Below are 5445 nucleotides of genomic sequence, written 5' to 3'. Positions count from 1 at the left end.
GGGCTCACCCTGTCGCACGGCGGTGGCTATCCGGGCTATGGCAGCCATGTGATGCTGATGCCCGACTTCGGCGCCGGCGTCTTTGCGCTGTCGAACCGCACCTATGCCGGGCCGTCGGCGCCCGCCTGGGACACGGCGGTGGCGATGGAGAGGGCGGGCTTGCTCAAAGACCGGCCAGTGCCGGTGACGCCCGACATGGTCGCGATGATCGCGGTGGCGCGCGCGGTCTATGACGCGGGCGACCTGGCGCCGATGCAGGGCCGGCTGGCGATGAACTTCCTGATGGACCGCTCGGCGGCGCTATGGGCGAAGGATCTGGCGGCGCTGAAAGATCAGCTGGGCGCATGTCCGACCGCCGAGCCGCCGGTCGCGCGCGGCGCGCTGGGGGCGGTGTTCCGGCTCAATTGCGAACACGGCAAGCTCGACGGTCAGATTCTGCTGGCCCCGACGCGTCCGCTGACGGTTCAGGCCCTGCGCCTCCGGTCGGCACGCGACTAGCTCGCGGGGCGAACCGGAGCCGCTTTGGCCGCGCCGCGCGGCCGCCGGGCGAAAAGCGGTTTCAAGGCGGCACCGAGCTGCGCGAAGCCGCGGTCGAGGTCGGCGCTGAAGCGCGCATGATCGGCGTTCCAGCTCCGCATCCAGATTTCATCCATCATCGTCTGTCTCCATCGGTTGCGATAGGGTGCAGATGCGCCTTCGCTGGCGCCTTCGCCAATTAAAGCTTTGCACCGAGTTATAAGTTTACCTTATACTCCGGCGATGCCGAAGCTGCCGCCCCTCGCTGCCGTCCGCGCTTTCGAATCGGCGGCAAGACTGGAAAATTTCTCGCGCGCCGCCGAGGAGCTGGGGATGACGCAGGCGGCGGTCAGCTATCAGGTCCGCCAATTGGAAGACAGGCTCGGCCGCGCGCTGTTCGTGCGTGAGAAAGGGCGCGTGCGGTTGTCGGAGACCGGGCAACGCGTGTTTCCCGCGATCCGAGCCGCCTTTGCCGCAATGCACGATGCCTTCGCTGCACTTGGCAGCGACGAGACCGACGTGCTGACGATCAGCGCCGTGACGAGCTTCGGCGGCGCGTGGCTGAGCGCGCGTATCGGCCGCTTCCAGCTCGCGTACCCCGACCTTGCCGTGCGCATGTCGATGAGCAACGATCTGGTCGACTTCGACGCGTCGAACGTCGATGTTGCGATCCGCCTTGGAATGGGCCCGTGGCCCGGCCTGCGCAGCGACTTTCTGATGCGCCAGACGCTGGCACCGCTCGCTGCGCCATCGTTCATCGCCGAGCATGCGATCCGCGAACCCGCCGATCTGCTGCGCGTCCAGCGGCTCGCCCCGAACGACAGCTGGTGGGCCGACTGGTTCGTCGCCGCGGGGGTCGCGACTCCGCTGGCGCCATCGCGCCTCGGCATCGAACTCGACAGCCAGTTGCAGGAGGCGAGCGCGGTGCAGGCGGGCTTCGGGGTCGCGATGATGACCCCGCTGTTCTGGCAGGCCGACCTTGCCAGCGGCCGGATGGTCCAGCCCTTCGATACGCTCTATGTCGCCGATGCCGGCCTGTGGCTCGTCCACCGCGAAAATCGCGTCGGGGTGCGCAAGATCGAGCGCTTCCGCGAATGGCTGCACGCCGAATTGAAGAAGGATCGCCACCTGCTGCCCGAGGCGCTATGGCAGCCGCCGTCATGACCTTCACCGCCGTCCCGCTCACGCTCTATCCCGACATGTTCCCCGGTCCGCTGGGGCACAGCATGGCGGGGCGTGCGCTCGAAAGCGGGACATGGGCGTGCGCGCCCGTCCAGATCCGCGATTTTGCCACCGACCGGCATCGCACCGTCGACGATACGCCCGCGGGCGGCGGCGCCGGCATGGTGCTGAAGGCCGATGTCCTCGGCGCTGCGATCGATCATGCGACGGCGGCGCATCCGGGGTTGCCGCTGCTCGCCATGACCCCGCGCGGTGCGCCGGTCACGCAGAAGCGCGTGCGCGACCTTGCCGCGGGTCCGGGGGCGATCATCCTGTGCGGCCGGTTCGAGGGTTTCGACGAACGCATCTTCGACGCACGGCCGATCGAGCAGCTTTCGATGGGCGACATCGTGCTTTCGGGCGGCGAGATGGGGGCGCTGATGCTGCTCGACGCTTGCATTCGGCTGCTTCCCGGCGTAATGGGCGCGGCTTCAAGCGGCGACGACGAATCGTTCGAGAACGGTTTGCTCGAATATCCGCACTATACCCGGCCCGTCACATGGGAAGGGCGCACGATCCCCGAAGTGCTGCGATCGGGGGATCATGCGAAGATCGCCGCCTGGCGGAAACAACAGGCGCAGGATCATACACGGTTACGCAGGCCGGACCTTTGGGAGCGTCATGAGGACGCTCGGGCCCGACCTGCCTCTGGCGCGCGGCAAAAGAAGAAGGACTAGAGGCATGAACCTCATCCAGACGATCGAAGCCGAAGAAATTGCCAAGGCCGGCAAAGAGATTCCGACGTTCCGCCCCGGCGACACGCTGCGCGTCGGCGTGAAGGTGGTCGAAGGCGAACGCACCCGCGTCCAGAATTTCGAAGGCGTGTGCATCGCGCGCTCGAACAAGGGCATGGGCTCGAACTTCACCGTGCGCAAAATGTCGTTCGGCGAAGGCGTCGAGCGCGTCTTCCCGCTTTATTCGCCGAACATCGATTCGATTACCGTCGTCCGCAAGGGCGCCGTGCGCCGTGCGAAGCTCTACTATCTGCGGGGCCGCACCGGTAAATCGGCTCGTATTGCGGAGCGCCGCGATTACCGGTCGGAAGCCGGCGAAGGCTGAGGAGAGGTTTCTCCCCACAAAGCCGAAACAGCTTTCCAGAACGACCGGTTCCGCCAAAGCGCAGAACCGGTCGTTTTTCATTTCACGCCAAGACAAAGGACATATTTCATGGGTTACCGGATCGTCGTCGCTGGTGCGACGGGCAATGTCGGACGCGAAGTCCTCGCCATCCTCGCCGAACGCGAATTTCCGATCGCCGAACTGGCGGCGGTCGCGTCGTCGCGCAGCCAGGGCGACGAAGTCGAGATCGGCGATACCGGCAAGACCGTGAAATGTCAGAATATCGAGAATTTCGACTGGTCGGGCTGGGACATGGCGATTTTCGCCATCGGCAGCGACGCGACCGCGATTCACGCGCCCAAGGCTGCGGCCGCCGGCTGCGTCGTGATCGACAACTCGTCGCTCTATCGCATGGACCCCGACGTGCCGCTGATCGTGCCCGAGGTGAACCCCGACGCGATCGACGGCTATACCAAGCGCAACATCATCGCGAACCCGAACTGTTCGACCGCGCAGATGGTCGTCGCGCTGAAGCCGCTGCACGATGCGGCGAAGATCAAGCGCGTCGTCGTTTCGACCTATCAGTCGGTGTCGGGCGCCGGCAAGGCGGGGATGGACGAGCTGTGGAACCAGACGCGCCAGATCTTCGTCGGCGATGAAAAGGACATCAAGAAGTTCACCAAGCAGATCGCCTTCAACGTCATTCCGCACATCGACAAATTCCTCGACGACGGATCGACGAAGGAAGAATGGAAGATGGTCGCCGAGACGAAGAAGATCCTCGATCCGAAGATCAAGGTCACCGCGACCTGCGTCCGCGTTCCGGTCTTCGTCGGCCATTCCGAAGCCATCAATATCGAGATGGAGAAGGAACTGCCCGCCGAGGAAGCGCAGCGCATCCTGCGCGAGGCGCCGGGCGTCATGCTGGTCGATAAGCGTGAGGACGGCGGATATATCACCCCCGTCGAATGCGTCGGCGACTATGCGACCTTCGTCAGCCGGGTGCGCGACGACAGCACCGTCGACAATGGCCTGAACCTCTGGTGCGTCAGCGACAACCTGCGCAAGGGCGCGGCGCTGAATGCGGTGCAGATCGCCGAACTGCTCGGCCGCCGGCACCTCAAGAAGGGTTGATCCTGTTACCCTTCCTGTCGCGCAGCGATGGGGAGGTGGCAGCCCGAAGGACTGACGGAGGGGCTTTGACGCCGGCGCGTTGCGCCCTCTCCACCATCCGCCTCGCGGAGGGTGTCCCCCTCCCCACTGCTGCGTGGCAGGGAGGATTGCCTTGGCGAGATCGGGGCATCCGGACTATGCCCGTGACATGACCGCGCCCTTCGCTTTCACCCACGCGCTTTGCCGGACCCCGGCGCCGTCGGCCGTCGACGGCATCCGTGCGGGCGGTGGACCCGATCCCGAGCTGGCGGGAATCATGGCCGAGCATGCCGCCTATGTCGCGGCGCTGCGCGAGCTGGGGCTGACGGTCGATGTTCTGCCGCCGCTCGATGCCTTTCCCGATGCGCTGTTCGTCGAGGACGTCGCGCTGACCTTTGCCGAAGGCGCGATCCTGCTCCGTCCCGGTGCGCCGAGCCGCGCGGGCGAGGTCGCGCACATACGCGCCGCGCTCGCCGAACGGCACGGCCGCGTCCTTGAACTGGCCGGGCCGGGACATGTCGACGGCGGTGATGTGCTGCGCCTTGCCGACCGCGTCATCATCGGCCTGTCCGACCGCACCGACCGGGCGGGGGCCGAAACGCTGACTGCGCTGCTCGGCGAGCTCGGCCACCGCGCGCAGATCGCGCAGACCCCGCCCGGCGTGCTGCATTTCAAGACCGGCTGCGGCCTCATCGACGACCGCACCGTGCTCGCCGTCCCCGCCATGCGCGACTGCCCCGAATTTGCGGGGCTGGAGGTGGTGCTGACGCCGATGGGCGAAGAAGGCGCGGCGAATATCCTGCGCGTCCGCGACACGGTGCTGATCGGCGCGCACTGGCTTGCAACGCAAGCGCTGCTGGCGGCGCGCGGCGTCCCGTTCCGCGCGCTGCCCACCGATCAGATCGCGCGGATCGACGCCGGGCTCAGCTGCATGTCGCTGCGCTGGTAATCGCCCCGCGCTCTGGCGTATAGCGGCGCGTCCCCTTCGGAGTCCTGCCATGCGCAAGCTGCCCGCCCTCGTCCTCCTCGCGCTGCTTGCGGCGTGCAAGCCCGCCGCCGAAAAACCGGCCGCAGACGACCGCCCGCCGGTCGTGCCCGACGTGCCCGAGGCCAAGCTCGACGGTCCGGCCGCGGCGTCGCTGTCGGTCGCGCTCGACGGTGCGGGGCTGCGCTTCATCGACAAGACCAGCGGCAAGGCCAGCCTGCTCGCGTTCGGCACCCCGCGCAAACAGGCCGAAGAGGCGTTGGCGCGTGTCGCGGGGGTGGTCGACGACCGCAGCGACAATGACGAGTGCGGCGCGGGGCCGATGCAATTTTCGCGCTTCGATGCGATGACGCTCAATTTTCAGGACGACAAGTTCGTCGGCTGGTTTCTGGGCGACGAGGCGGGCGCCGAATTCTATTCGACGGTCAGCGGCATCGGTATCGGCACGACGCGCGCCAAGGCGTCCGCATCGGCCACCGTCGTCGATCACAAGGACAGCACGCTGGGCGAGG

7 protein-coding genes and 1 pseudogene are annotated in these 5445 nt (G+C 66.7%); 7 read left to right on the top strand and 1 reads right to left on the bottom strand.

Annotated elements, in window-relative coordinates:
* Nucleotides 1–498: pseudogene (locus ABS88_RS23590) on the top strand (penicillin-binding protein); the annotation flags it as partial.
* Here ABS88_RS23590 and ABS88_RS23585 read toward each other — a convergent pair.
* Nucleotides 495–656 carry a hypothetical protein gene (locus ABS88_RS23585; RefSeq protein ID WP_156000993.1) on the bottom strand — a complete coding sequence of 54 codons (162 nt, stop codon included), beginning with the start codon at nt 654–656 and terminating at the stop codon, nt 495–497. The pseudogene ABS88_RS23590 and the gene ABS88_RS23585 overlap by 4 nt on opposite strands.
* A 103-nt stretch (nt 657–759) precedes the next feature.
* Between ABS88_RS23585 and ABS88_RS23580 the strand changes: the two genes are divergently transcribed.
* From ABS88_RS23580 to ABS88_RS23555, 6 genes are all read left to right on the top strand, one after another.
* Nucleotides 760–1680, top strand: a complete 921-nt coding sequence (locus ABS88_RS23580) for a LysR substrate-binding domain-containing protein (protein WP_040589491.1) — start codon at nt 760–762, stop codon at nt 1678–1680.
* Nucleotides 1677–2414 carry a tRNA (guanosine(37)-N1)-methyltransferase TrmD gene (gene trmD, locus ABS88_RS23575; RefSeq protein WP_003041989.1) on the top strand — a complete coding sequence of 246 codons (738 nt, stop codon included), beginning with the start codon at nt 1677–1679 and terminating at the stop codon, nt 2412–2414. Before ABS88_RS23580 ends, trmD begins: the two co-directional genes overlap by 4 nt.
* A gap of 4 nt (nt 2415–2418) precedes the next feature.
* Nucleotides 2419–2796, top strand: coding sequence for a 50S ribosomal protein L19 (rplS, locus tag ABS88_RS23570; protein ID WP_003041987.1), 378 nt, complete (start codon nt 2419–2421; stop codon nt 2794–2796).
* A gap of 108 nt (nt 2797–2904) precedes the next feature.
* Nucleotides 2905–3930 (top strand): aspartate-semialdehyde dehydrogenase, encoded by a 1026-nt coding sequence (locus ABS88_RS23565; RefSeq protein WP_003041985.1) that lies wholly within the window; start codon nt 2905–2907, stop codon nt 3928–3930.
* Nucleotides 3931–4081: 151 nt separating this feature from the next.
* A complete protein-coding gene (locus ABS88_RS23560; protein ID WP_286750762.1) occupies nt 4082–4897 on the top strand; it encodes a dimethylarginine dimethylaminohydrolase family protein in 816 nt (271 codons plus the stop codon).
* Nucleotides 4898–4946: 49 nt separating this feature from the next.
* The coding region (locus tag ABS88_RS23555; protein WP_286750761.1) for a hypothetical protein at nt 4947–5445 on the top strand (499 nt) is incomplete at its 3' end.

It is taken from the genome of Sphingopyxis sp. SCN 67-31, from assembly GCF_001725095.1.
This window is presented reverse-complemented; position numbering and strand designations above follow the sequence as displayed.